Below are 25,064 nucleotides of genomic sequence, written 5' to 3'. Positions count from 1 at the left end.
CTCTCCTGGGGCATATCCGGAAAACCGGTTCAGGGCACGAAAACCACGAACACGTAGACGGCAAATACCACCTTATGGACCAGCCCGAACAGGACATTGGTCCTGCCCGTACCGAAGGTCAGCATGCTCAGGAAGAAGGTCAGGAGCAAAGGCAGGCGGCGCGCCGATCCTGGCCGCGACGGCATCGACCACCAGCGAGAATTTCTTGGACAGCAACACGACCGCCAGCAGCGCAATCAGCAGCAGCACGACGCTGAGCACCAAGGCCCGGCCCGACAGATGCGCCTCGCACGGCCAGCGCCGGAAAGATCCAGGCCGATCGAGGCGTCGGATTGTGCGCGCTCATCCATCGGCTCCAATTGTCTCAGCCGAGCAGTAGCAATCGCGCGGCAGATTCAATGCCAGCGCAGGATCGGAGCGAACGGCAGCAGCGTCAGCAGCACGAACAGCGGGATCAGCACCGCGCTGGCGCGCAGGAAATAACCGAAGAAGCTCGGCATCTCGATGCCGTTCTCGCTGGCGATGCTGCTCACCATGAAATTCGGCGCATTGCCGATATAGGTAAGCGCGCCCATGTAGACTGCGCCCATGGAGATGGAGGCGAGCGTGCCCGAGAGTTCGTGCATCAGCATCTGCGGGTCGCCGCCGGCGAGCTCGAAGAACAACAGATAGGTCGGCGCATTGTCGAGGAACGCCGACATCAGACCGGTGAACCAGAAATAGGCAACCTCGCGCGGCGTGCCGTCCGGAGCGGTCACGGCCGACAACAGCCAGGCGAACGCGCCGTGATGGCCGGCATCGAGCATGGCGATGACCGGGATGATCGCGATGAAAATGCCGGCGAACAGCTTTGCGACTTCGCGGATCGGCTCCCAGGTGAAGCCGTTGGCCTGCCGGTGCTCGTCCGGCGTCAACCACACCGACAGGCCCGCTATGGCCAGCAGCGCCGCGTTGCGGGCGATATCTTCCAGCTCCAGCCTGGTTCCGAGAATGTCGAAAGCGATGCCGGGCTTCCACATCGCCGAGGCCAGCAGGCTCGCGACGATGGCTGCAATCAGCACCAGGTTGACGAGGCCGCGGATGCGGACCGGCTTCGCGGCGCCGGCGGCGCCGAGCAAGGGTTCGCTGCGGAAGCGCCAGACGTCGATGACGACGAAGATCGCGAGCAGCAGTCCGGCAACGATCGCCGTCTGCAGCCAGATGGTCCGCGTGGTCCAGAAGAAGTCGACACCATGCAGGAAGCCGACGAACAGCGGGGGATCGCCGAGCGGGCTCAGCGCGCCACCGACATTGGCGACCAGGATGATGAAGAAGATGACGACATGGGCGTTGTAGCGCCGCGGTCGGTTGGCGCGGATCAGAGGGCGGATCAGGATCATGGCCGCCCCCGTGGTGCCGACGACACTCGCCATCACCGTACCGAGCGCGAGGATGCCGGCATTTGATGCCGACGTCGCCTTGATGTCGCCCGTCACGAGAATGCCGCCAGCCACGACATAGAGCGAGAACAGCAGCACGATGAAGCCGAGATATTCGGCGAGCATGGCGTGAACGAGCGCCGCCAACGTCGCCATGCTCCCGGCCAGGATGACGAGCGAGGCGAGTGCCAGCAGCGACCAGGCCGCGGCGATCTTGCCGTAATGATGGTGCCAGACTTTTGCAAACAGCAGCGGCCCGAGAGCGATCGACAGCAGGAGGCCGGCAAAGGGCAGCGCATACGGCCAGCGCATCGCCGCGCCGTCGAGCCCGGTCGCCGCCCATGCGTGCTGTGGCAACAACACGAGGAGGATCGCGGCGATGAACCCGCTCGCGCGCCGAACGACAAGCCGTCTAGAAAGCAATGAAGTGCCTCGCCGTTTCAATCGCACCGAACGCATCGAGATTGTCGTGTCCACCGCCCGCAAAGCGAACGAACTCCTTCGGTTCGTGCGCAAGCGCGAACAGACGCTCTCCGAACACGATGGAAATGGCAAGGTCATCGGTGCCATGCATCACCAATAGCGGCACAGTGACGCGCGGGATGCGCTCGTCGGAATGAAATGGATCTCGCATCAGCAGGCGGACCGGAACGTACCAGAACGATGAAGCTGCAATATCGGCCGTCGATGTATAGGGCGCTTCCAGGATGAGTTTTCCAACACGATGCTCCGAGGCGATCGCGACCGCCACGCCGGTCCCGAGCGAAAAGCCCCACGCGACGATTCGCTCCGCCGCGTAGCGCGCGGTGGTGAAGGCGTAGGCGGCCGCGGCATCGCGCAGCAGGCCCGCCTCGCTCGGCGCCCCGCTCGAGCCGGCATAGCCGCGATAGGACAGCGCGACCAGGCCGGTGCCGTCCGCCGTCATGGCCTTGAGGCGGCTGACGCGACCAGCGAGATAATCGCCATTGCCCGGAAAATACAGGATCACGGGGCGGCCTGGCTTCGCCGGCACGTGCCAGACGATGACATTCTCGCCATCGGAGGTAGTCAGGACGTGCTCTTCGGCCTCGGGGAAGCCTGCGGCGTCCGGCGTGGTGCGACCGACGGGCGGGATCGGAAACAGCATCTCGCGCTGCCTGACATACAGCACGAGGAGACCGGCGCAATAGACGGTCACGAGCAGGATGGCGATCCATTTGACGATGGTCATGATGACGCGACCCGGCCCCTGTTCAGGGTTTGCACCGGCTCGGCAGCAATTTCATGACATCGCCCGAGGCGGGCCGGAACGTCACGGCAGCCGCACGCCGCCTGGTGAGCGGTGTGCCACGCGACGCGCTGCTCGCGCGTCGCATTGGCAATGGCCCGCTTGCCTCCGCGCTACATCGCCTTGACGATGTTCTCGGTGACCTTCTTGGCGTCGCCGAGCAGCATCATGGTGTTGTCGCGATAGAACAGCGGATTGTCGATGCCGGCATAGCCGGAAGCGAGCGAGCGCTTGATGAACATCACGGTGCCGGCCTTCCAGACCTGGAGCACCGGCATGCCGTAGATCGGCGAGGTCTTGTCCTCTTCGGCCGCCGGATTGGTGACGTCGTTGGCGCCGATCACGAAGGCGATATCGGCCTGCGCGAATTCGGAGTTGATGTCCTCGAGCTCGAACACCTCGTCATAGGGCACGTTGGCCTCGGCCAGCAGCACGTTCATGTGGCCGGGCATGCGGCCGGCGACCGGGTGAATGGCGTATTTCACCTCGACGCCTTCTTTCTTCAGGATGTCGCCCATTTCACGCAGCGCATGCTGAGCCTGTGCCACCGCCATGCCATAGCCGGGCACGATGATGACCTTCTGCGCGTTCTTCATGATGAAGGCTGCGTCGTCGGCCGAGCCGAGCTTGGCCGGCTTCTGCTCGCCGCCGCCACCGCCGGCCGCCGCGGTCTCGCCGCCGAAGCCGCCGAGAATGACCGAGATGAAGGAGCGGTTCATCGCGTGGCACATGATGTAGGACAGGATCGCGCCGCTTGATCCCACCAGCGCGCCGGTGATGATCAGCGCGGAATTGCCGAGGGTGAAGCCGATGCCGGCCGCGGCCCAGCCCGAGTACGAGTTAAGCATCGAAATCACGACCGGCATGTCGGCGCCGCCGATCGGGATGATCATGAGGACGCCGAGCGCCAGCGCGATGATGACGATCAGCCAGAAGTCGAGCGCGCTGCCCGTCATGACCAGCCCGACGATGAAGACGACGAGCGCGATCGCGAGCGCAATGTTGATGATGTGGCGGAACGGCAGGATGATCGGCGCACCGCTCATGCGCGCGGACAGCTTCAGGAACGCGATCACCGAGCCGGTGAAGGTCAGCGCGCCGATGGCGACGCCGAGCGACATCTCGACCAGGCTCTGCGGATGGATGTTGCCGGGGCTGCCGATGTCGAAGGCCTCCGGCGCGTAGAACGCACCGGCCGCGACCAGCACCGCGGCCATGCCGACCAGCGAATGGAACGCGGCGACCAGTTCCGGCATTGAGGTCATCGGCACCCGGCGGGCAATCACTGCGCCGACGCTGCCGCCGATCGCGATGCCAAGGATCACGAGGATCCAGGCGAGGCCGTCCGCCGGCGGATGGCTGGCCAGCGTGGTGGCGACCGCGATCGCCATGCCGATCATGCCGAAGAAATTACCCTGCCGCGATGTGGCGGGGCTGGACAGCCCGCGCAGCGACAGGATGAACAGCACACCTGCCACGAGATACAGAACTGCAGCCAGATTGGCGTTCATCTCAGGTCCCCTTTGTCTTTGTCACCCCGAGGTGAACGCCGCTCACTTCACCTTCTTCTTGTACATCGCCAGCATGCGCTGGGTGACAAGGAAGCCGCCGAAGATATTCACGCAGGCGAAAATGAGCGCGATGAAGCCGAAGCCGCGCGCCCAGCCCGAGCCGCTCGAGATCATGCCGACCCCGACCGCGAGCAGCGCACCGACCACGATCACCGAGGAGATCGCATTGGTCACGCTCATCAGCGGCGTATGCAGCGCCGGGGTCACCGACCACACCACGAAATAGCCGACGAAGACGGCGAGAACGAAGATCGACAGCCGGAAGACGAAGGGGTCGACGACCTGTGCAACATGCTCCATGGCGGCTCTCCTTACGCTTTCGGCTGGAAGTTCGGGTGGATGACGGCGCCGTCCCTGGTCAGCGCGGTCGCTTTGACGAGCTCGTCGTCCCAGTTCACGGCCAGCGCCTTGCTGGTCTTGTCGACCATCGTTTCGATGAAGTTGAACAAATTGCGCGCGTAGAGGCTGGAGGCCGACGCCGCGACGCGGCCGGCGACGTTGGTGTAGCCGACGATCTTGATGCCACCGACATCAGCGACCTCGCCCGCCTTGACGCCTTCGACATTGCCGCCGCGCTCGACGGCGAGATCGACCAGCACTGATCCCGGCTTCATCGACTTGACCATGTCAGCCGTGACGAGCCTCGGCGCCGGCCGGCCCGGAATCAGCGCGGTGGTGATCACGATGTCCTGCTTCTTGATGTGCTCGGCGGTGAGCGCGGCCTGCTTGGCCTGGTATTCCTTGGACATTTCCTTGGCGTAGCCGCCGGCGGTCTGCGCGTTCTTGAATTCCTCGTCCTCGACGGCGAGGAATTTTGCACCGAGCGATTCGACCTGCTCCTTGGTGGCGGGCCGGACGTCGGTCGCGGTGACGACGGCGCCGAGACGGCGTGCGGTCGCGATCGCCTGGAGGCCGGCGACGCCGACGCCCATCACGAACACTTTGGCGGCGGGCACCGTGCCGGCCGCGGTCATCATCATCGGGAAGGCGCGTCCGAAGGCCTCGGCGCCCTCGATCACGGCGCGGTAGCCGGCGAGGTTGGCCTGCGAGGACAGCACGTCCATCACCTGCGCGCGCGTGATGCGCGGCATCAATTCCATCGCGAAGGCGGAGACACCGGCATCGGCGATCGTCTTCAGCGCGGCCTCGTTGCCGTAGGGGTCCATGATGGCGATGACGAGCGCGCCGCGCTTGTACTGCGCCAACTCGGAGGCTTCAGGGCGCTTCACCTTGATGATGATGTCGGCGTCCTTCAGCGCGTCGGCGCTGACGGTGGCGCCCACGGCGGTGAATTCGGAGTCCGGCAGGCCCGACTTGAGGCCGGCGCCCGGCTCGACGGCGATCTCGGCGCCCAACGCCTTGAACTTCTTCACCGTATCCGGCGAAGCGGCGACCCGCGGCTCCGACGGATCGATTTCCTTGGCAACGGCGATCTTCATAGGCCCTCCGGCGACGCGGGAAGAAGCGCGCACGCGAACTTAGCGTTACTCCCGCAACGTTGGATACCGGTTTTCAATCCGGCTTGATTGCAAATTTTATAGGCACCGACGACACTGGCGGTGCTGCAGGGGATGAATCAGGTCAGGAAGATCGCCATCAGGATCACGATAAGCGCGACCGAGACCGTGCCGTACTTCACCAGCTTGATGAAGCCCTCGTAGGTCTGCTCGTGGGCAACGTAGTCGTTGCCGTCGGCGGTGCTGTACGCCACTTCGCTATGGTCAGCCATGAATTGTCCCCAGTCGAAAGTCGAATTTCGTGGCTGGGATACCGCAAACTTCCGGGCAGGGCAACGGCACGGAGGCGCGGTTTCCCGGCAAATCAGGTCATTTGGAATTCCAATGGGCGGGAATTCGGCTCAGACCGGTGATCCGCCCGTCAGAGGCGGTCTCCGATGCCACGAGCCGAGGCCTCTCAGCGCAGGCCGAGCGCACGGCGGACTGCGCCGATCGGCTCCACCTTGCTGTCGCAGAAGTTTCGCTTTGCGCAGCGTTCTCCCGGAACGTTGACGACGATTGCATCCGCGCCGGCATCCTCGGTGAGAAAACCGTGGCTCATGTGGAAACCCAGCGCGCGGTAGACCTCGAACTGCTCCTCCGAGAAGAACTGGTCACCGGTGGTTTCATGCGGGAAGGTGTCGTTGCGGCGTGCATAGTCGCGGATGTAGTCGTTCTCGTCTCCGGTCAGGGACGACTTGATGTACACGAGGTACCCCTTTTCCCCCGAGCCGTAGTCGATGGTGCCGACCGCCACGTGCGGTCCGCCCGCCGTGCGCCGGGCCGGGGATTTGGTTGCGTTGCACTTCATCCACTCGAGCGTGGTGTTGCGGATCGGCGTCCACGGCAGATCGATGATGATCCCGAGATCGATGCGCGCATAGCGCTGCAGCGTCACCAGGGATGAGAAATTCATGGGTGCATCGGCTTCGGCGTCAACCGCGATGATCACCTTGCAGCGTCGTCGCAACAACTCGTAGACACCGAGATTCTCGATGTGTCCGCCGTCCGTCAGGTAGACCGCATCGGCATTCTCGTAAAGCCGGCCCGAGATCTCAGACCATAGAAACAAAGGGGTCGAGTGGTGCTGCGGCTTGTCCTTTGTCGAGACCCAGCGCGGGTTCTTCAACCAGTACCCCAGGCGCACGTTGAGGAGCGCCAGGGTCGGGGTCAGCGAGCGGATCGACCCCGAGCCCATGTTCGACGAAGCAGCGGCCCCGGAGATTGCCATCGCGGTCGCAAGATCGAGGCCCGGCGCGACCTTCTCGAATGCCGGTGTATTCGCATAGCCAGTGGCCTCGCTGCCGACGTGCAGCGGCGAGAATATGAAGAAATCCGCGTTCCGTCCCCGCCGATTGGCGAAGTCGGATCCTTGGATGTTCAGCGCGGCGTTGATGATGGGATATGGCGAGGCCAGGCTGCATTTTTTCGATGTCGCGACCGTCATCGCTCCCGCTGGATCGACCCCGTAGACCATCTGATGTAACAGACCGCTCAGCTTCTCCTCGTCGAGCGGAAGGAAATCCCTCCCCTGGTCCAGGCTCGGCATGTTCCGCGACGGCTCCCCGTCGGCGTAATAGAGCGGATTGAACAAGAAGGCCTTGCTGAGGCGATCACGATAGAGCCGGTGCAACGAATTGGCATTCGGCCCGAGAACCCACGACAGGCCGAACATGGCCGAGCCCGACAAGAAGTAGAGCAGCATCATCCGCCAGCTGACACTGTTGCCGAACTGGTACTTCGACCAAGTGAATTTGTCCGGGGACTGCAATGACGCAACGGAAAACAGCCATGCGGGAATGTGCGAGATCGGCCCCACCGGCTTGGAGACGACGACCTTCGCTTCGCGATTGGTGATTTCGGCCGAGAGCTTGCGGGTCGCCGAGTCAAACTGGACATTTCCCTTGACATCGACACCGGCCGCGGGCGGCACGGGTTGCACGCCAGCCGCTCCCCACTCCTCGATCATGGGGTATTGACGGTAGGCGGCGTCGAGGGTCTTGTCGTTCGCGATGCCCCAATAGCAAAGATAGAGATATCCGACCCAGATCAGCAAGGGCAGCGCCAGTCCCGCGACAAGCACGGCTGCTTTCGCCGCATGGGCGAGCAGGCGTGATCCCAGGTCCGAGGCGCCGGCGCCCTTCAGCAGGTCGGCGAATTGCTGCCGGAACAGCGTGACAGCCGCCGCAACCGGCGCAGTGATGGCCGCAAGCGATTGGACCCACTTGATTGCAACGCCGCCAATGATGCCGCCGGACTGAGTCGTGTTAGCGTCGGCGACATCGAACATCTGGGCGATCATGAAGGGCTGAAATTCGAAGAAGCAGATGGCGGCAAGCAGAACGAGATAGGTCGCGCCGACCGTCGACGGATAGCCGCGGAATTCACCTCCCTTGGTCGACGAAATCGATCGCAGCACTGCCCAGCCAAAGAAAAGCGCAAGGCCGAGCAGGACCGCTGCAAGCGAAAGGCCAAAGTGATCGACATTCAGGCAGCTGGCGATCGCACAGATGAGACCCATCGCAAACGCAAGACCGGCCAGGTACCGAAACAGCTCGCGCCGCCCGACTTTGAAAAGGCGCCCGACCAACAAAAGCAGCAAAGCGACAACAAGGCCGACAAGAAAGAAGGCAGGCATCAATCCCAGGCTGGAGAGGGGACCAAGATTGTGGGTGTCGTCGACGCTCAGGCCGAAGAAATTGGTCGTATAGAGTGACGAGCGTGCGGCGTTGGACAGGATCGTGATCACTGCAACGAGCAGTACAACCGGCAGCGTCAGGCTCAGATTGGCAACGAGTCCACGCACGACGATTGCGACGCCGGTGATCAGGTCGCGCGCGCCGGCCGGAACGAGATAGTTCGAGTAATTCCGGATATGGCCCACCGCAGGCGTGTCACTGATCTCATTTGCGCTCTCGGCTCCAGGTGTCGGCGTGCTTCCGAAGACGAAATTCTGCGCCCGCGTCATGGTCGCCGTAAACGAACAGCCGGTGTAACCGCCGCCCGATACGGTCGACAGATAGTCGATGTGCTTGATGAGCCCGTGGTGATTGAAAGCCTGCAAGACGCCGAGGCAGATTGCGGAGGATCGGATCCCGCCGCCTGACAGCGCAAGGCCGACCGTGTCGATCGCCTTTTCGTCGCCAGGGTATGCAACGGGATCCATACCCTGGGCTAGGCGGCGGTTGTTGATGGCTGCGAGCTCGCGCTTGACGATCTTCCGGTGCTGCGTCCCCCACAGCTGCTGTTCCCCCACAGCCCGTGGCGGCTCCACCTTGGGGTCTGGGGCACTGATCCTGGCCATGTTCGCCTCCCTGGCCGAGCACACGCGACGATCAACGATCACAGATTGCATTGCAGGTCGAACCCGCCTGCAAGAATTAGTCCGGTCCCGGGCACAAACGTTCAATGTGCATGGCGGGATCTTTACAACCCGCCTCCCCCGTTGTCGGAACAACGGGACACTCGGACGGCCGACCCGACCTGCTCGCTGCAGCGCTGAAGGCGGTTCGGCTCAGCCCATCGCTTCCAGTTCGTCGATCATGCCGGCGATGACGCTCAGGCCGCCGTCCCAGAACTTTGGATCCTTGGCATCGAGCCCGAACGGCCGCAGCAGTTCGGAATAATGCTTGGTGCCGCCGGCGGCGAGCATGTCGAGATAGCGCTCGGCAAAGCCTTCGGCCGCGTTCTCGTAGACGGCGTAGAGCGAGTTCACGAGACAATCGCCGAATGCATAGGCGTAGACGTAGAACGGCGAATGGATGAAGTGCGGGATGTACATCCAGTAGTTCTCGTAGCCCGCTTTGATCTCGATTGCCGGACCAAGGCTCTCGCCCTGCACCGAGAGCCAGATCTCGCCGAGCCGCGTCGCGGTGAGCTCGCCGTTCTTGCGTTCGGTGTGGACCGCGCGCTCGAAGGAATAGAACGCGATCTGCCGCACCACGGTGTTGATCATGTCCTCGACCTTGCCGGCGAGCAGCGCCTGGCGCTGCCTTGCGCTCCTGGTCTGCGCCAGCAGCCGCCGGAAGGTCAGCATCTCGCCGAACACGCTCGCGGTCTCCGCCAGCGTCAGCGGCGTCGGCGCCATCAACGCGCCGTTCCTGGCCGCCAGCACCTGATGCACGCCATGGCCGAGCTCATGGGCGAGCGTCATCACGTCGCGCGGCTTGCCCTGGTAGTTCATCAGCACGTAGGGGTGCGCGGACGGCGTGGTCGGATGCGAGAAGGCCCCCGGCGCCTTGCCCGGACGTACCGGCGCGTCGATCCAGCGGTCGGCAAAGAAGCGCTCGGCGATATCAGCCATCTTGGGCGAGAAGCCGCGATAGGCGGAGAGCACCATGTTTCGCGCATCGCCCCAGCCGATCACGTCGGTCGCAGCAAAAGGCAGCGGCGCGTTGCGGTCCCAATAGGCCAGGCGCTTCCTGCCGAACCAGCGTGCCTTCAGCGCGTAGTAGCGATGCGACAATTTTGGATAGGCTGCGCGCACCGAGGCGACCAGCGCATCCACCACCTCGCGCTCGACGCGGTTGTTCAGGTGCCGGGAATCTGCGACGTCCTTGAAGCCGCGCCAGCTATCGGAGATGTCCTTGTCTTTGGCCAAAGTGTTGGTGATCAGCGCAAAGGTGCGCTCATTGGCCTTGAAGGTCTTTGCGAGCGCCTCTGCCGCGGCCTTGCGCTTGGCGCCGTCGCGGTCCTGCAACAGATTGAGCGTCGGCTCGATCGCGAGCTCCTTGGGCCCGACCTTGAAGCGCAGGCTCGAAATGGTCTGGTCGAACAGCCGATTGAAGGCGGAATAGCCGGTCTGCGCCTTCTCCAGGAAGAGCTGCTCGAGCTTGTCCTCGAGCTGGTACGGTTTCTCCTTGCGTAGATCCTCGATCCAGGGACGGTAGTGCGCGAGCTCGGTGGCCTGCATCGCGCGGTTCAAAATATCGTCATCGATCCGGTTGAGCTCGAGCGCGAAGAACAGCAGATGCGTCGATGCCGCCGTCAGGCGCTCGGAAACGTCGCCGTAAAACTTTGAAATCTTGGGGTCCACGCTGTCGCCGGCATGAACGAGGCCAGCGTACGAGCCGAGCCGGCCGGCGAGGTCGTCGATCGCCTCATAGCGTCGCACGGCTTCTGCGAGCCATTTTCCGCCATCTTCCTTTGCTGTTCCTGTTGCGAGCTTGCCCTTGTAGTCCGTCTCGAACGCGACGCAATCGGCATCCATCTTTGCGAGATCGCGCGCCACTTCCGGCGCATCGATCCCGGAATAGAGGTCGGCGAGGTTCCACTCCGGAAGCTTGCCGGTCTTGCTCGCAGGCTTTGCGGGTGAAGGTCTGGAGGACTTTGCCTTGATGACCGATTGCTTGGTGCCTGGTTTGCGGAGAGCAGACTTTTTGAGAGCAGACTTTTTGAGTGCAAGCTTGGAGCTCGAATTCATTGTGTGGGAAACCTGTGTTCAACAATCGCGACGGCGGGCGGGGGCATCAGGATTTAACAGTGCGTTAATCGGCTTCGGCCAGAGTGCCCCGATTCGAGACAGATAGTAGTAGCGTGCGGGGAACACCATGGCTGCCAGTATTTTGATCGCCGACGACGACGCTGTAGCCCGCCGGCTGGTCGAAAACATGGTGCAGAAATGCGGCTATGAGACGATCGTGGTGGACTCCGGCGATGCGGCGATCGCCGCCCTCACCGCCCCCGACGCGGCCATCGACGGCGTCATCCTCGATCTCGTGATGCCCGGCCTCGACGGCATGGGCGTGCTGGCGAAAATCCGCGAAGCGGGTCTCAGCATCCCCGTCATCGTGCAGACGGCCCATGGCGGCATCGACAATGTGATCTCGGCGATGCGCGCGGGTGCGGCCGACTTCGTGGTCAAGCCGGTCGGCCTGGAGCGGCTCCAGGTCTCGCTTCGCAACGCGCTCAATTCGTCCGCGCTCAAGGGCGAACTGCAGCGCATCCGTCACAGCCGCGAAGGCCGGCTGACCTTCTCCGACATCATCACACGCGCCGAGGCGATGGCGGGCGTGATGCGCGCGGCGCAGAAAGCAACAAACTCCTCGATCCCGGTGCTGATCGAGGGCGAGTCCGGCGTCGGCAAGGAGATGTTCGCGCGTGCCATTCATGGCAGCGGCGAGCGCAAGGCCAAGCCGTTCGTCGCGGTCAATTGCGGCGCGATCCCCGACAACCTCGTCGAATCCATTCTGTTCGGTCACGAGAAGGGTGCCTTCACCGGCGCCACCGAACGCCACACCGGCAAGTTCGTCGAAGCTCATGGCGGCACGCTGTTCCTGGACGAGGTCAGCGAGCTGCCGCTGAGCGCGCAGGTCAAGCTGCTTCGCGCGCTCCAGGAAGGCGCGGTCGAGGCGGTCGGCGGCCGCAAACCCGTGAAGGTCGACGTCCGCATCATCTCGGCGACCAACCGCAGGCTGCTCGAGCGGGTCAAGCAGGGCCACTTCCGGGAAGACTTGTTCTATCGCCTGCACGTGCTGCCGCTGACGATCCCATCGCTGCGCGCCCGGCGCGAGGACATTCCGCATCTGCTCAGGCATTTCCTGGCGCGCTTTGCCGCCGAGGAGAACCGCCCCATCACCGGCATCAGCGGCGAGGCCGTTGCGCACCTTGCCCAGCTCGATTGGCCCGGCAACATTCGCCAGCTCGAAAACGCGGTCTATCGCGCCGTGGTGATGAGCGAGGGCGACCAGCTTGGCCTCGACGACTTCCCTCTGATCGCCTCGCAGCCGCATCCGGGAACAGACATTCCGACCGCGCCGCTGATGCTGGAGCCGATCGCGGCCCCCTCCGTGGTGTCAGGTAATGAAATACCGATCGCGCCGCTGCCCATGGCGGGTGCCCTCTCAATGCTGACCGCGACCGGCGACGTCCGGCCGCTGGAAGACATTGAGAACGAGATCATCCGTTTCGCGATCTCGCATTACCGCGGGCAGATGTCGGAGGTCGCCCGCCGCCTCAAAATCGGCCGGTCCACCCTCTACCGCAAACTCGATGAAGCCGGAGTTCCCGGCCATGGCGGCAAAAGCGGTGAGGAGACGCACTGAGCCGGACGCGAACGGCGGTTCGTCCGGGCGGAGCGATACGACTGTAAGCCGTTCGTATGACGACGGAATTCGACTGCGATTTGAACCGTGACTTGGAAGTGACAGACACAGGGAAAAGCGCGTGGCAGAAGCGCACAATCCGTTGCCAAGAGGCGTGCTTGAAGTCAGTTTGTCGTGAGTTGTCCCGGGTAGCGCTGGCTGCGAAATCGGGGCCTGTATATCGTCCGCGTAAGATTCGTCTGCGTAGGAATCGTTGCGTGCAGGCGTGCAACTTTCGAGAGGCCGGCGCGGTTTAGCCGAAGCTCAATAGGCGATAACGAAGCTGTTCCACGGGGGACAGTTCACCCGAGGGGTGCGACACAATGCGTGACTGTTTGAACCACCGTGCAGGCTTTGACCGTGTCTTGATCACGGTCGCGGCGACCTTCCTCACGGTATCGGCCAGCTCAGCCCTGGCGCAGGATCAGGCGCACAGCAGCGCTGCCGAGCTCGCGATCGAAGCCGCCATCCCGCGCCCCGAACCCGCAAACGTCCCGCCCCCGACCGCATCAGACATCAAGCTCGACACCACCGCCACGGTGGTGGACCCTGCTAAGGAGCCCGCCAAGGAACCCCTGAAGGCCGAATCCGCCCCCGCGCCGGACAAGGTCGAGACCAAGCCTTCCGACGTCGCCACCACGCCCGCCGCCGAGGCGACGAAGAGCGAGACGGCGAAGACTGAACCTGCCAAGACCGAACCTGCCAAGGCCGACACGGCGATCCCAACGCCGGCCGCGCCCGCCACCGCTGCGGCTCCGGCCTCGGAGCCGGTGAGGGCCGCGAGCAACGTTCCCGCGGCCGACCAGCCGGTCGCCGACAAGCTCAAGGACATCATTGGCGCAAAGGCCTCGCGCTATCTCGACCGTAAGAACGAACGCGCTGCGATCGAGAAGTTCTACGGTGCACGCGACTTCGCGCCGGTCTGGAGCCAGGGCGGCAGCCTGACCGCTGCGGCCAAGGGCGTGATCGCACGGCTGAAGGACGCGGCGTCCGACGGTCTCAATCCCGCCGATTACCCGGTGCCGGACTTCGCGGCCGCCACGACACCCGATACGCTCGCCGATGCCGAGCTCAAGCTCACCGCCAGCATGTTCGACTATGCGCGCCAGGCCCAGAGCGGCCGCATGCACTGGTCGCAGGTCAGCGGCGACATCCTCTATCCCGAGCATCCGGTCGATCCGAACGAGGTGCTCGCCAAGGTCACGACCGCGGCGGACGCCTCCGCGGCGCTCGACAGCTACAATCCGCCGCAAAAACTTTACAAGGAGCTGAAGGCGAAGCTCGCGGAGCTCCGCGGCCAGGGCAACGGCCCGGTGATCGAGATCGCCGATGGTCCGGCGCTGAAATACACCCCGGCCGGCAAGAAGCAGGCTGAAATCGTCGTTGAAGATCCGCGCGTGCCGCAGCTGCGCGCCAAGCTCGGCATCACCGAGAACGCCAGCGACACCCGCTATGACGCGGCGGTCGCCGAAGCCGTGCGCAAATTCCAGAACAGCGCCGAGCTCAAGGCGACCGGCATCCTCGACGACAAGACGGTGAGGGCGATCAACGCCCCGAAGCGCGACAAGCAGATCGACGTGGTGCTGGTGAACATGGAGCGCTGGCGCTGGCTGCCGCGCGACCTGGGCGCGCCCTCGCTGGGCGATGCCTATGTCATCCTCAACATTCCCGACTACACGTTGAAGGTGATGCAGCGCGGCCAACAGGTCTGGACCACCCGCGTCGTCACCGGCAAGCCCGGCACGCATGCGACCCCGCTGCTCACCGAGACGATGAAGTACATCACGGTCAATCCGACCTGGAACGTGCCGCCGTCGATCGTCTACAACGAATATCTGCCGGCGCTTCAGCAGGACCCGACAGTGCTCCAGCGCATGGGCCTCAAGCTCGAACAGAACCGCGATGGTTCGGTGCACATCTCGCAGCCGCCCGGTGAAGCCAACGCGCTCGGCCGCATCCGCTTCAATTTCCCCAACAAGTTCCTGGTCTATCAGCACGACACGCCGGACAAGAACCTGTTCGCCCGGGACGAACGCGCCTTCAGCCACGGCTGCATGCGCGTGCAGAACCCGGATCAGTACGCCTCGGTCCTGCTCAACATCGCGATGCCGAACGAGAAGTACACGCCGGAACGCATCCGCAGCATGTACGGCAAGAGCGAGATCGACCTGAAATTCCCGACCCCGATCCCGGTCAACATCACCTATCAGACCGCATTCGTGGACGATGGCGGCAAGCTGCAATTCCGCAAGGACGTCTATGGCCGCGACGCGACCATGATCAACATCCTGAAGAACGGTCGCGGCAAGGATCTCGAGAACGTCGTCGCGCACTCCCAGCCGAGCTATTCACGCCCGGCGACGACACTGCCGAACGGGGTGTTGGCGGCCAACAACGGCGGCTCGTCCGGGCCGAATTTCTTCGAGCGGCTGTTCGGAGCGCCCACCCCGCCGCCGGCCCCGGTCGGCCGCCGGCCGCAGCAGCAGCGGGTATTCACCCGCTGAGCCAGGCCGCCCGGCGCCTGATTTCCTGAAATTCTGCAGTAAAATCAGCGACCTCATCCTCTGGATGGGGTCGCTTAACGTTAACCATTCTCCACCTGACCTCAGGCAGCGGGCGTTTTTTTGCCACACTCACCCGGTTAGGTTCGCGATCTGACTTGGTTTGGGGGCGGGAAGGTCAACCTCGAATTAACCTTCTCGCTTTAACAAAGCGTTCATCCTCTTTCGCGCGCTAACGGGGTTAGCGGGAGAGTCCATTTTGAACGCTCGTCGACTGGGTGGGCTCTAACGTGCTGACTGGAATCGCACGCCAATTCGCTGTGCTGTCGTTGTCCCATGCGGGAGTGAAGGCCGGATCCAGAATCGGCCTCGCTGCCGTATTGCTGCTTGCTGCCGCGGGTTCAGTTCACAACGCCGCCGCGCTCAACGAGACCAAGACGCTCTCCTTCCACCACACCCATTCCGGCGAAGACCTCACCGTCACCTTCAAGCGCGACGGACGCTACGACGAAGCGGCGCTGAAGCAGCTCAACCACTTCCTGCGCGACTGGCGCAGCCAGGACGAGACGGTCATGGACCGTCACCTCTTCGACATCCTCTGGGAAGTCTACCGCGACGTCGACGGCAAGCAGCCGATCCAGATCATCTCCGCCTACCGCTCGCCCGCGACCAACTCCATGCTCCGCCGCCGCTCCTCCGGCGTGGCGCGCTTCAGCCAGCACATGCTGGGGCATGCGATGGACTTCTACATCCCGAACGTGCCGCTGGAGCAGATCCGCTTCGCCGGCCTGCGCCTCCAGCGCGGCGGCGTCGGCTTCTACCCGACCTCCGGCTCGCCGTTCGTACATCTCGACACCGGCAGCATCCGGCACTGGCCGCGCATGACGCATGACCAGCTCGCCCGGGTCTTCCCGGACGGACGCACCGTCCACCTCCCGACCGACGGCACGCCGTTGAAGGGTTATGAGCTCGCCAAGGCAGAGATCGAGCGGCGCGGCAGCGGCGAGGATTCCGGCAGCAAGTCGAATTTCTTTGCCGCCCTGTTCAAGGGCAAGTCGGCTCCGGCCGCGGCGAGCAACGACGAGGATGACGAGGGCGCGCCCGCCCCGTCCGCGAAGACTGTCGCGCCGACCGTGGTCGCCGCCGCGACCAAGCCGGCCGATCCGGTGCCGACGCCGCGCGCCAAGCCGTCAGTCGCGGCGACGATCCAGCTCGCCTCGGCCGATGCGCAGATCGTCGCGCTTGCCAAGCCGAAGCCGGCCCCCGTGGCTGACAAGCCGGCCGCCGGCAAATCTGCTGACGCCAAGCCCGAGACCCCCGCCGACATCATCAATGCCCGCGGCTTCTGGGATACCCCGACTGCGCCGCAGCAGGCGACGCCGGCCCAAATTGCTGCGCTGAAGGCACGGCAGGCGCTTGCCGCCGCCACCGATCCGCAGCCGACCGCGAGCGTGTCCAGCGCCGCCTATCAGGCGCTGGCCTACGCGCCGGCGTCCGCCTCCCCGGTCGACCGCGCCAATGTCGTCGCCGCCTCTGCGCCGATCCCGCGCTCCGCCCGTCCCGCCGCCGCATCGCGCAACGTTGCGCCCGCGACCGAGATCAACACGGTGGTCGGCAAGCGCATCGACGGCATGGTCGCAACCGCGACCCGGCTCTCCGCAGCCAAGGGCGAAAGCATCTGGCTCAAGATCGTGATGCTGTCGCCGAGCGCCAGCCGCGCGATGTCGGTCACGCTGATGGGCGAGCTCGACACCGCCGCAATGCGCGCCTACTTCGTCAAGCCGCAGTCCGTGATCGCCATGGGTTTTGCCGACGATCCGATGCAGGGCCTGTCCTGCGACAGTTTCTCGGGCACCGCCACCGCCAAACTCGAGACGACGTCCTTCGTCGTACGGACGGCTTCGCTGCGCTGACGTCTTCGCGCGCCGCTAACGCTTCCTCCGTCGATCCAGATGATACGTCAACGCCAGCAACAGGCAGACCGATAGGTCCTGCTTCGGCAGCTTGCCCGACACCGGCAACAGCAACGCCCTGGTCTGCCGATATTCGAACTGATCGGGAAAGCGTTCACGAAAGGTATCGACCAGCGTCGTCTTGCAGTTGAACAGAATCGCGGCGTGCGCGGAGTCCTTCAGGCGGCCGAGCCGGATCGTGCTGCCACTGCCGGTCTCTTCGGTCAGATAAGCAGGCTCGCCCCATTTCAACGTTTCGGTAAGACGGCCGATGCCTTCATGCGCCGCGGCGGCCGCGAAGATCAGCTCGCGTACCCAAAGCAGCCGCTTGCCGATCGACGCCGGAAAAGCATCGTAGGCACGGCTTACCTCGCGCGGCAGCGGCGGCGCAGTCACCGCGGTCTCCTTCGATCGGCATGGTGTCGCCCTGGCGAAAGCCAGGACGACACCGATAGCTCAGATCATCCCCAGTGCTTGCATGTAGGTCTCAAGGATCGTCTCGGCCTCGGCGCGCTCGTTCGGGTCCTGCTTGCGCATGCGCACGATGGTGCGCAGCGCCTTGACGTCGTAGCCGTTGCCCTTGGCCTCGGCGAATACGTCGCGGATGTCGTCGGAGATCGCCTTCTTCTCTTCCTCCAACCGCTCGATGCGCTCGATGATGGACTTGAGCTGGTCCTTGGCAAATTTCGTCGCGGGCTCGTCGTCGCGGACGGCGGCGGAGGGGGCCATCTTGGTACTCCCAATGGAACTGGCAAAACGAGGTGACGCCGGCATCCTCACCGCGCGTGCTGGTTAGACCCTTAGGGTTCGGACCTCTCGCGTTCAAGGCAGCATCGCGCTCGTCCACAGCGCGCCCACACCTTCCTGCGGCGTGTCGAAGAAAGCGGTTGTGTGATGCGACTCAAAGGCACCGCATATCAGGCTGCCGGCGAGGCCGTTCAGTGCCCCGGATGAACCTTCTTCATGGCATCGAGCTGCTCAGGCGTGGCCGCGCCCTGGTATTTCGACTTCCAGGCCTCATAGGGCATGCCATAGACGGCTTCCCGGCTCTCATCCTTGCTCAAGGCGACGCCTTGGGCGTCGGCGGCGTCCTTGAGCCAGTTGGACAGGCAGTTGCGGCAGAAGCCTGCGAGGTTCATCAGGTCGATGTTCTGGACGTCCGTCCGCGTCTTCAAATGATCGACCAGGCGCCGGAAAGCGGCAGCCTCGAGTTCCGTTCTGGTTTTGTCGTCAATTGCCATGGCTGGATCCCTCGGCTTTGCGAATTGGCTGTGACCTGGATGGGTCACCCTTACGAGATCAGGTGGGGCCTGTCACAGATTTTGCCATATCGCGGCGCAAACGGGCGCGAAGCCGGCTTCAGGCAGTTCCTGGGCCCTACGCCAAATCGTCAATGATCTGATATAGCTTCCGCGACAATGATCGCCGAATCTCCCCGCTCCCGCCTTCGCCTGCTCGCCCGGTTGGTCCCGGTGCTGGTGGTTGGCCTGCTGTACCTCTGGGCCAGCCCGGCTTCCGCCGATTTCCGGCTCTGCAACAACACATCGAGCCGGGTCGGCATCGCGCTCGGCTACAAGGATGCCGAGGGCTGGACCACCGAAGGCTGGTGGAACATCTCGTCGCGCTCCTGCGAGACCCTGCTGCGCGGAACTCTGGTGGCCCGCTTCTATTACATCTACGCCATCGACTATGACCGCGGCGGCGAATGGTCGGGCCAGGCTTTCATGTGCTCGCGCGATAAGGAGTTCACCATCCGCGGCACCGAGGATTGCCTTGCGCGCGGCTATGACCGGACCGGCTATTTCGAGGTCGATACCGGCGAGCAGCGGGCCTGGACGGTGCAGCTCACCGATGCCAACGAACAGCCGTCAAAGCAGCAGCGCGTGCCAGGCCTCCCCGGCCCTGTTGGCCCGGGGGTCCCGGGTTTGCCCAATGGCCCGCCCGGTGGTACGCCCCCCGCCGCGCCTGGCCTCCCGCCAGCTCCCTCGCCCCCGTCTGGAAATAAGCCATGAGGCGTCTTCGCCGTATCAAGATTCTCGCGACCCTTGGACCCGCTTCTTCGGACCTCGCGATGATCCGCCGCCTGTTCGAGGCCGGCGCCGACCTCTTCCGCATCAACATGAGCCACACCCCGCATGACAAGATGCGCGAGCTGGTGGCGACGATCCGCAACGTCGAGAGCAGCTATGGAAGGCCGATCGGCATTCTGGTCGATCTCCAGGGGCCAAAGCTCCGGCTCGGTGCCTTCGCCGAAGGCGCGGTCCAGCTCCAGAATGGCCAGACCTTCACGCTCGATTCCGACAAGGCGCCGGGCGACACCACCCGCGTCCAGCTCCCGCATCCGGAGATCCTGGCCGCGCTGCGGCCGGGCCACGCGCTGCTGCTCGACGACGGCAAGGTGCGGCTGATCGCCGAGGAGACCTCGAAGGAGCACGCGGTGACGCGCGTCGTGGTCGGCGGCCGGATGTCCGACCGCAAAGGCGTCAGCCTGCCCGACACCGACCTGCCGGTCTCGGCGATGACGCCGAAGGACCGCGCCGATCTCGAAGCGGCGCTGGTCACCGGCGTCGACTGGATCGCGCTGTCCTTCGTGCAGCGCGCCGACGACGTGCTCGAGGCCAAGAAGATGATCCGCGGCCGTGCGGCGGTGATGGCCAAGATCGAGAAGCCGCAGGCGATCGATCGCCTCGCCGACATCATCGACGCCTCCGACGCCCTGATGGTGGCGCGCGGCGACCTCGGCGTCGAGCTGCCGCTGGAACGCGTGCCGAGCCTGCAGAAGCAGATGACGCGCATGGCGCGGCGCGCCGGCAAGCCGGTGGTGATCGCGACCCAGATGCTGGAATCGATGATCCAGTCGCCGGTGCCGACCCGCGCCGAGGTCTCCGACGTCGCCACCGCCGTCTACGAAGGTGCCGACGCCATCATGCTGTCGGCGGAATCGGCGGCCGGCAAATTCCCGGTCGAGGCCGTCTCGACCATGAATCGCATCGGCGAGGAGGTCGAGCGCGACCCGATTTATCGCTCCGTCATCACCGCACAGCGCCCGGCCCCGGAAGCCACCGCCGGCGATGCCATCGCGGACGCTGCGCGGCAGATCGCCGAGACGCTCGACCTGCCGGCCCTGATCTGCTGGACCAGTTCGGGATCGACCGCCGTGCGCGTGGCGCGCGAGCGGCCGAAGCCGCCGATCGTGGCGATCACGCCGAACGTCGCGGCGGGACGCCGGCTGTCGGTCGTCTGGGGCATACATTGCGTGGTGGCAGAAGATGCGCGCGACCAGGACGACATGGTGAGCCGCGCCGGCCAGATCGCGTTCCGCGACGGCTTCGTCCGGGCGGGCCAGCGCGTGATCATCGTCGCCGGCGTGCCGCTCGGCATCCCCGGCACCACCAACATGGTGCGCATCGCCTCGGTCGGCCCCGAGGGCGAAGCGAATATCTAGCTCCGCCGGCACCCGGCAAACAAAAAATGTCGAAAACAACCCCATGCACAGTAGCCGGCGGGTCCGGCGGATGTGCTGAGGTTTTTTGAAAAGGCGAGCTCGAGCAACGGCCTGGGCGCGATCAGGTCCGCCGGTCGATCAGGATGACGTTTTAGGCCCCAACCAGCGCTTTCGCCGTCGGCAGCAGCGTCTGCTGCACGACGAGCCCCCTGGCGCGGGCGTCCATGACGCCGACCGCGCGGAGCGCCAGCAGCGTCACGGTCTGCACGGCATCGCGCATCCTGGCGGGATCGTCGAGATTGTCCGGCGCGAGCGGTCCGACCAGGGCCTCGTGCAGCGCGCCGAGCAGCGCGGTGGCAGCAAGGGCCGTGTCCTGCGCCGGCAGGTGGCCGGCGCGCACGGCGGCGTCGATCCGCGAGGCCATCTCGCCCGCGATCTCGCGCCGGCTGGCGAGACGTGAAGCGCTGACATCGACATCGACCGGCTCGGCCAGGATGCCCCAGGCGAGCCTGCGCTGTGACAGGGTATGGACAGCCACGGTGGTGACCGCCGCCGCCAGCGCCGAGGACGGCCCCGGCGCGGCATCGGCGGCTCGCCGGATCGCCGTGAGCTCGTCGCGGGAGACTTCGGCAATCAACTCGGAGATCAAATCGGCCTTGGAGGGGAAGTAGCGGTAGACCGTACCCGCAGCGACGCCGGCGCGAACCGCGACTGGCGCAATCTGCACCGCCGCCATCCCGCCTTCCGCCGCCGCCTCCCGCGCCGCCGCCAGTATCGCACTGCGCCGGGCCGCAAGGCGCTTCACCACTTGATGCGTCCGCCGATAAACCATGGCGCGCTTCCTGTCCCACACGCCGGTCGCACGCCTTGCGGCCGAACGCTTCGTCACTGATATCGCAAATCGCCCCGCAAGGACTGAACAACTATTCAGAGTGGATGACAAGGTGCAAATGCATGAAGCGTCACGCAAAAAAAACGCGAGCTCAAACAGCTAAAAACGTCGCGAACTGCTTTGGTGAAGGGGTAACCACGATCGTTACCGCCATCTTAAACCTGCTCCGCGACTGTGCTGCGGTATCGCGATCCCACCTCGGTGCAGCATGGTCGACACGGACGCCCGGACCGCCTGGCAGCTCTTCCACCTGAACTGGCTTCCCATCGCAGCCATGGGCAGCCTGCTGGCGCTGGGCCTCGCCTTCACCGGCCTGAGCCTCGAACCAGTCGCCTATTGGGTGACGCTGGCAGTTGCTGCAGTCTTGCTCGCGCTGGCCTATGGCCACCGCATCGTCAAAGGCGAGCTTGCCGACCCGAAGCTGCTGTTTTCGCTCGGAACGATCGGACAGATCATTCTCACCTGCGCCATCGTCGGACCGCTCAGCTATGTCGCGGCTAAGCTGAACTGGCCGCTGCAGGACCAGGCGCTGCTTGCGATCGACCGTGCACTCGGCCTCGATCCCGAACCGATCGCGCGATACGTCAACGACCATCCCTGGCTCGCGGACTGCCTGGCTCGCGGATATGGGCTGATCAAATTGCCGCTGCTCGGCATTCCCGTCGTGCTGGCACTGACGGCGCACTATATGCGGCTGCAATTGTTCATGCTCGCGATGAGCCTCGCGCTCGCGGTCACCATCGCGATCTCCGCCGTCGTGCCCGCGATCGGCACCTATTGGGGGCTGCAGCTGTCCGCCGCGCATTTTCCCGAAATCAACACCGCGGTCTATGCCGGGCAGTTGCGCGACATCCTCGCGCTTCGCGACGGTAGCCTGCACGAGCTCCAGTTGTTCTTCCTCGCCGGCGTTGTCTCGTTTCCGAGCTTCCACGCCGCATCCGCCGTGCTCTACATGTGGGCGCTGTGGCCGGTGCGCGGCCTCGGCGGCATCGCGGCTGCGCTCAATCTGCTGATGATTGCGGCAACACCGGTGATCGGCGCGCATTACGTCATCGACGTCGCCGGCGGAATCGCAGTCGCCGCAGCGTCGATCTGGGCGGCGAAATTCTATCTCGAATGGCACCGCCGCGCGCAGCAGACGTCTGCCGCGCCTGCGCCGTCGGCGGTCTGGCAGCCCGGCCTCGCGGAATGACAGCCGACAAGTTGCCCTAGGGTCCGCGCGTAGCGGCGTGCCCGCCGGCAACTTTCAATGTTCAATGTTCTCGACGGTGGGAACGCCTGCGCTTTCGGAGCCGCGGCAGACGCTTTGCCGCCCTACAAGCTTGCTACAGCTTCACGACTTCCCAGATCCGGAAATCGTCCGCCAAAAGAAAAGAGCCCCGTCAAGGACGGGGCTCTTTGAATTCGCGATTCGTACAGCGTTACTTGAGGCTGCTCGAGATCGAGGTGAACTTGGCGTTCAACGTGGTGCCCAGGTTATTGACGACAGTGATGATCGCCAGCGCAATGCCGGCGGCGATCAGACCGTATTCAATAGCGGTGGCGCCGGATTCATCTTTCGCAAAACGCGCAACGAGGTTCTTCATAAAGAGCTCCAAATGAGTACACGAGGCTACAACTGATCTGGTCTTTTGGGCTTCCCAGCGCCGCTTGACCATGGAACCGAACGTAGAGGCAAAGAATTGCGCCGCAGTTAATTCGACTGCGGAAACACAGAGCGGTTTGCGTGTATGCGTCGATGGTAAACCGAAATCTAAAACGATCCGTTAAATTGTCGAGACATCAAGCCGGCCCCGCCTCACCGGTTTACCCGGAATTATGACCGCCGTGGTCCAATGTCGATCGCTCGGCACAACGACAAAAACACCAGGACGACGAGGCGGCATGTCCCTTTCCTTTGCCAACAGCATCACGGTGCAGGGTCGTGCGCGAGCCCTGGTGCCGCTGTGCGTCGGTGCGGGCGCCTATCTCTTCTTCGCGTATGTCGGCGACACGCTGCTTCAGGACTCCGACTCGCTCTGGCAGATCAAGATCGGACAATGGATCCTCGATCACCAGGCGCTTCCCTACACGGACTTCTATTCCTTCACCCGTCCGGGGGCGCCCTGGGTTTCGACCTCATGGCTGTCGCAGGTCCTGTTCGCCCTCTCCTATGCGCAATGGGATTGGGCCGGCCCGGTGGTCCTCACCGCGCTTGCGGTCGCATTGTCGGCGGCGATGCTGGTCGGCCTGCTCGAGGCCCATCTGGAAATTCCGCGAGCGGTCCTGTTCGCGATGTTCGCGCTGTTGCTGTCGCTGCACCACGTTCTGGCGCGGCCACACATGCTGGCGCTGCCCGTGATGATCGCGTGGGTCGGCGTATTGATGGCCGCAGCCGACCGCAAGGGCGCCCCGTCATGGTACTGGCTGCCGCTGATGTCCCTGTGGTCGAACCTGCATGGCGGCTTCGTGCTGGGCCTGGCCCTGATCGGCCCGATGTCATTTGTGGCGCTCTGGGGCATGGAGTCCGGCAAGCAGGTCCGACTGCTGTCGCGCTGGTTCCTGTTCGGTGTTGCGGCACTCGCCGCAAGCTGCGTCACGCCTTATGGCTGGCGCACATTGCTCGGCGCGATCAACATCCTCAATCTGGGCGAGCTGCTGACGATCATCTCCGAGTGGGCGCCCGCGAACTTCGCCTCCTTCAACGCATTCGAAGGCGCGCTGTTCGGCCTCATTGCGATCGGGCTGTATCGCGGCCTGACGCTCTCGCCCCCGCGTATTCTTCTGATCCTGCTTCTGACCTGGATGGCGCTCACCCACGTCAGGAGCATCGAGGCCTTCGCCTTCCTGGTGCCGCTGGTGCTGGCCAAGCCCCTCGGCGAACGGTCTGCGCTGCCGCAGCCTGGCACGCAGGGCGGCGAGAGTTGGGCTGCCCGTTACGTCACCGCGACCGGCGCGCTGATGATCGTGGCCGCAGGCTGGACCTCGACCTCACTCTACATGGCGCATCACCGCTTCACCTTCACGATGGATCAGACACCGGTCGCCGCCGTCGATCTGCTCGAGAAACGCAAGGCGCAACGCATCTTCAACGCCTACCAGTTCGGCGGCTATCTGATCTCGCGTGACATCCCGGTCTTCATCGACGGCCGCGCCGAGCTCTACGGCGAAACCTTCGCCATGGACGTCTTCAAGGCCGTGGAGCTCAAGAAGCTCGACAGTCTGACGCGGCTGCTCGACGCGTACCAGATCGACGCCACGCTCATGGTCGCGGACGCACCGGCCGCCCAGGTGCTGGACCACATCAAGGGCTGGAAGCGGCTCTACGCGGACAACATCGCCGTGATCCACGTGCGAACCGGCGGCACAGAGGCCGGCGCGATGCCGGAAGCGGAGTCCTCGAGGGAAGCCGTCAAGTGAGCGCGTCAGCTCAGCAGCCGATATCCGGTCCATCGCGCCGC

20 protein-coding genes and 1 pseudogene are annotated in these 25,064 nt (G+C 64.3%); 7 read left to right on the top strand and 14 right to left on the bottom strand.

Going from position 1 to position 25,064, the window contains the following annotated elements; genetic code table 11:
* Window positions 1-29: 29 nt before the first annotated feature.
* From IVB54_RS07125 to IVB54_RS07085, 9 genes and pseudogenes are all read right to left on the bottom strand, one after another.
* Window positions 30-285: pseudogene (locus IVB54_RS07125) on the bottom strand (ionic transporter y4hA); the annotation flags it as partial.
* A gap of 110 nt (window positions 286-395) precedes the next feature.
* A complete protein-coding gene (locus tag IVB54_RS07120) occupies window positions 396-1,877 on the bottom strand; it encodes a sodium:proton antiporter (RefSeq protein WP_247777114.1) in 1,482 nt (493 codons plus the stop codon).
* Window positions 1,831-2,628: an alpha/beta hydrolase gene (locus IVB54_RS07115; RefSeq protein WP_018453814.1), complete on the bottom strand. Its 798-nt coding sequence runs from the start codon at window positions 2,626-2,628 to the stop codon at window positions 1,831-1,833. The genes IVB54_RS07120 and IVB54_RS07115 overlap by 47 nt, the downstream gene beginning before the upstream one ends.
* 170 nt (window positions 2,629-2,798) lie before the next feature.
* Complete coding sequence (locus IVB54_RS07110) at window positions 2,799-4,196, bottom strand: NAD(P)(+) transhydrogenase (Re/Si-specific) subunit beta (RefSeq protein WP_018453813.1); 1,398 nt, start codon at window positions 4,194-4,196, stop codon at window positions 2,799-2,801.
* A gap of 42 nt (window positions 4,197-4,238) precedes the next feature.
* Window positions 4,239-4,556 carry a proton-translocating transhydrogenase family protein gene (locus tag IVB54_RS07105; RefSeq protein ID WP_018453812.1) on the bottom strand — a complete coding sequence of 106 codons (318 nt, stop codon included), beginning with the start codon at window positions 4,554-4,556 and terminating at the stop codon, window positions 4,239-4,241.
* 11 nt (window positions 4,557-4,567) lie between these two features.
* Window positions 4,568-5,695: a Re/Si-specific NAD(P)(+) transhydrogenase subunit alpha gene (locus IVB54_RS07100; protein ID WP_018453811.1), complete on the bottom strand. Its 1,128-nt coding sequence runs from the start codon at window positions 5,693-5,695 to the stop codon at window positions 4,568-4,570.
* Between the two features lie 137 nt (window positions 5,696-5,832).
* On the bottom strand, window positions 5,833-5,985 hold the full coding sequence (locus IVB54_RS07095; protein ID WP_007596280.1) for an aa3-type cytochrome c oxidase subunit IV: 153 nt from the start codon (window positions 5,983-5,985) through the stop codon (window positions 5,833-5,835).
* 185 nt (window positions 5,986-6,170) lie between these two features.
* Entirely contained in the window at window positions 6,171-9,056 is a 2,886-nt protein-coding gene (locus IVB54_RS07090; protein ID WP_026232600.1) for a cell division protein, read from the bottom strand.
* 210 nt (window positions 9,057-9,266) lie between these two features.
* Window positions 9,267-11,174: a M3 family oligoendopeptidase gene (locus tag IVB54_RS07085; RefSeq protein ID WP_018453809.1), complete on the bottom strand. Its 1,908-nt coding sequence runs from the start codon at window positions 11,172-11,174 to the stop codon at window positions 9,267-9,269.
* A 127-nt stretch (window positions 11,175-11,301) separates the two neighbouring features.
* Between IVB54_RS07085 and IVB54_RS07080 the strand changes: the two genes are divergently transcribed.
* From IVB54_RS07080 to IVB54_RS07070, 3 genes are all read left to right on the top strand, one after another.
* Window positions 11,302-12,795: a sigma-54 dependent transcriptional regulator gene (locus tag IVB54_RS07080; RefSeq protein ID WP_018453808.1), complete on the top strand. Its 1,494-nt coding sequence runs from the start codon at window positions 11,302-11,304 to the stop codon at window positions 12,793-12,795.
* A gap of 362 nt (window positions 12,796-13,157) precedes the next feature.
* Window positions 13,158-15,338 carry a L,D-transpeptidase family protein gene (locus IVB54_RS07075; protein ID WP_026232599.1) on the top strand — a complete coding sequence of 727 codons (2,181 nt, stop codon included), beginning with the start codon at window positions 13,158-13,160 and terminating at the stop codon, window positions 15,336-15,338.
* Window positions 15,339-15,613: 275 nt separating this feature from the next.
* A complete protein-coding gene (locus IVB54_RS07070; protein WP_026232598.1) occupies window positions 15,614-17,248 on the top strand; it encodes a DUF882 domain-containing protein in 1,635 nt (544 codons plus the stop codon).
* Window positions 17,249-17,263: 15 nt separating this feature from the next.
* Here the strand turns inward: IVB54_RS07070 and IVB54_RS07065 are convergent, their stop codons facing one another.
* The 3 genes from IVB54_RS07065 to IVB54_RS07055 form a co-directional block, all read right to left on the bottom strand.
* A complete protein-coding gene (locus tag IVB54_RS07065) occupies window positions 17,264-17,683 on the bottom strand; it encodes a hypothetical protein (protein ID WP_018453805.1) in 420 nt (139 codons plus the stop codon).
* 60 nt (window positions 17,684-17,743) lie between these two features.
* On the bottom strand, window positions 17,744-18,016 hold the full coding sequence (locus tag IVB54_RS07060) for a DUF2312 domain-containing protein (protein WP_018453804.1): 273 nt from the start codon (window positions 18,014-18,016) through the stop codon (window positions 17,744-17,746).
* A gap of 209 nt (window positions 18,017-18,225) precedes the next feature.
* Window positions 18,226-18,528 carry a DUF1244 domain-containing protein gene (locus tag IVB54_RS07055; RefSeq protein ID WP_007596287.1) on the bottom strand — a complete coding sequence of 101 codons (303 nt, stop codon included), beginning with the start codon at window positions 18,526-18,528 and terminating at the stop codon, window positions 18,226-18,228.
* A gap of 177 nt (window positions 18,529-18,705) precedes the next feature.
* Between IVB54_RS07055 and IVB54_RS07050 the strand changes: the two genes are divergently transcribed.
* Both IVB54_RS07050 and pyk read left to right on the top strand, forming a co-directional pair.
* Window positions 18,706-19,299 (top strand): DUF1036 domain-containing protein, encoded by a 594-nt coding sequence (locus IVB54_RS07050; RefSeq protein ID WP_018453803.1) that lies wholly within the window; start codon window positions 18,706-18,708, stop codon window positions 19,297-19,299.
* Window positions 19,296-20,732 (top strand): pyruvate kinase, encoded by a 1,437-nt coding sequence (pyk, locus tag IVB54_RS07045; protein ID WP_026232597.1) that lies wholly within the window; start codon window positions 19,296-19,298, stop codon window positions 20,730-20,732. Before IVB54_RS07050 ends, pyk begins: the two co-directional genes overlap by 4 nt.
* 151 nt (window positions 20,733-20,883) lie before the next feature.
* Here pyk and IVB54_RS07040 read toward each other — a convergent pair whose 3' ends face one another.
* Window positions 20,884-21,564: a TetR/AcrR family transcriptional regulator gene (locus tag IVB54_RS07040; RefSeq protein ID WP_026232596.1), complete on the bottom strand. Its 681-nt coding sequence runs from the start codon at window positions 21,562-21,564 to the stop codon at window positions 20,884-20,886.
* A gap of 268 nt (window positions 21,565-21,832) precedes the next feature.
* On the opposite strand from IVB54_RS07040, the gene IVB54_RS07035 reads away from it, so the two are divergent.
* Complete coding sequence (locus tag IVB54_RS07035) at window positions 21,833-22,816, top strand: phosphatase PAP2 family protein (protein WP_018453800.1); 984 nt, start codon at window positions 21,833-21,835, stop codon at window positions 22,814-22,816.
* 229 nt (window positions 22,817-23,045) lie between these two features.
* Here the strand turns inward: IVB54_RS07035 and IVB54_RS07030 are convergent, their stop codons facing one another.
* Window positions 23,046-23,210 (bottom strand): Flp family type IVb pilin, encoded by a 165-nt coding sequence (locus IVB54_RS07030; RefSeq protein ID WP_007614256.1) that lies wholly within the window; start codon window positions 23,208-23,210, stop codon window positions 23,046-23,048.
* A 298-nt stretch (window positions 23,211-23,508) separates the two neighbouring features.
* Here IVB54_RS07030 and IVB54_RS07025 point away from each other — a divergent pair, with 298 nt between their 5' ends.
* Entirely contained in the window at window positions 23,509-25,023 is a 1,515-nt protein-coding gene (locus IVB54_RS07025) for a hypothetical protein (protein WP_204512217.1), read from the top strand.
* Window positions 25,024-25,064 lie beyond the last annotated feature (41 nt).

This window comes from Bradyrhizobium sp. CW1, from assembly GCF_023100665.1.
GTDB classification, from domain to species: Bacteria; Pseudomonadota; Alphaproteobacteria; order Rhizobiales; family Xanthobacteraceae; genus Bradyrhizobium; species Bradyrhizobium canariense_D.
The sequence above is the reverse complement of the archived record's forward strand: the minus strand, read 5'-3'. Positions and strand labels throughout refer to the sequence as shown.

Coding starts and splice junctions, on each gene's coding strand:
- IVB54_RS07120 (WP_247777114.1), bottom strand. CDS start 1,877: ATGCGTTCGGTGCGATTGAAACGGCGAGGCACTTCATTGCTTTCTAGA.
- IVB54_RS07115 (WP_018453814.1), bottom strand. CDS start 2,628: ATGACCATCGTCAAATGGATCGCCATCCTGCTCGTGACCGTCTATTGC.
- IVB54_RS07110 (WP_018453813.1), bottom strand. CDS start 4,196: ATGAACGCCAATCTGGCTGCAGTTCTGTATCTCGTGGCAGGTGTGCTG.
- IVB54_RS07105 (WP_018453812.1), bottom strand. CDS start 4,556: ATGGAGCATGTTGCACAGGTCGTCGACCCCTTCGTCTTCCGGCTGTCG.
- IVB54_RS07100 (WP_018453811.1), bottom strand. CDS start 5,695: ATGAAGATCGCCGTTGCCAAGGAAATCGATCCGTCGGAGCCGCGGGTC.
- IVB54_RS07095 (WP_007596280.1), bottom strand. CDS start 5,985: ATGGCTGACCATAGCGAAGTGGCGTACAGCACCGCCGACGGCAACGAC.
- IVB54_RS07090 (WP_026232600.1), bottom strand. CDS start 9,056: ATGGCCAGGATCAGTGCCCCAGACCCCAAGGTGGAGCCGCCACGGGCT.
- IVB54_RS07085 (WP_018453809.1), bottom strand. CDS start 11,174: ATGAATTCGAGCTCCAAGCTTGCACTCAAAAAGTCTGCTCTCAAAAAG.
- IVB54_RS07080 (WP_018453808.1), top strand. CDS start 11,302: ATGGCTGCCAGTATTTTGATCGCCGACGACGACGCTGTAGCCCGCCGG.
- IVB54_RS07075 (WP_026232599.1), top strand. CDS start 13,158: ATGCGTGACTGTTTGAACCACCGTGCAGGCTTTGACCGTGTCTTGATC.
- IVB54_RS07060 (WP_018453804.1), bottom strand. CDS start 18,016: ATGGCCCCCTCCGCCGCCGTCCGCGACGACGAGCCCGCGACGAAATTT.
- IVB54_RS07055 (WP_007596287.1), bottom strand. CDS start 18,528: ATGGCAATTGACGACAAAACCAGAACGGAACTCGAGGCTGCCGCTTTC.
- IVB54_RS07050 (WP_018453803.1), top strand. CDS start 18,706: ATGATCGCCGAATCTCCCCGCTCCCGCCTTCGCCTGCTCGCCCGGTTG.
- pyk (WP_026232597.1), top strand. CDS start 19,296: ATGAGGCGTCTTCGCCGTATCAAGATTCTCGCGACCCTTGGACCCGCT.
- IVB54_RS07040 (WP_026232596.1), bottom strand. CDS start 21,564: ATGGTTTATCGGCGGACGCATCAAGTGGTGAAGCGCCTTGCGGCCCGG.
- IVB54_RS07035 (WP_018453800.1), top strand. CDS start 21,833: ATGGTCGACACGGACGCCCGGACCGCCTGGCAGCTCTTCCACCTGAAC.
- IVB54_RS07030 (WP_007614256.1), bottom strand. CDS start 23,210: ATGAAGAACCTCGTTGCGCGTTTTGCGAAAGATGAATCCGGCGCCACC.
- IVB54_RS07025 (WP_204512217.1), top strand. CDS start 23,509: ATGTCCCTTTCCTTTGCCAACAGCATCACGGTGCAGGGTCGTGCGCGA.